General features: G+C 50.3%; 1 protein-coding gene. It reads right to left on the bottom strand.

What is annotated here, in order from left to right:
* The coding region (locus M3223_RS24035; protein WP_435368039.1) for a hypothetical protein at positions 1-217 on the bottom strand (217 nt) is incomplete at its 3' end.
* Positions 218-394: the final 177 nt, after the last annotated feature.

Raw genomic sequence — 394 nt, 5'->3', positions numbered from 1 at the left:
GGCTGGAAAACATCGCGACGAATGCCGTCGTCGTCACCGACTGCCCGGCCATCCCTTCGGAGATGCCTAAATCCAGCGCCATCGGCGTCAGCAGACTGACCGGTAGAAATTCGACGGTAATCAGGCAGGCAACGCAGAAAGCAACCGCGAAAACCGCCGACCAGTTTGGTCGCGCCAGCTCGCGTGCATGGGGTGTGGCTTCATTTGAATGACTCATGAGTGACCTGCGAAGAAAGTGGCTGAAAGCCGCGCAGTGTAACATTTTGTATGTGACGTATTTAACGTTTTCACAACTCTCATCGCTTTTCATAAGAGGATGCGTAGCTGTTCGCATGTTTAAAAAAACGATGCTTGCTATCGCTTTTACAAATCTCAGGAGAATTTAATATAGCAC

This window comes from Paenibacillus pasadenensis (assembly GCF_023715725.1).
GTDB lineage: Bacteria > Bacillota > Bacilli > Paenibacillales > Paenibacillaceae > Paenibacillus_O > Paenibacillus_O pasadenensis_A.
Note: the sequence above shows the minus strand (reverse complement) of the source record. Positions and strands in the feature narration are given on the sequence as shown.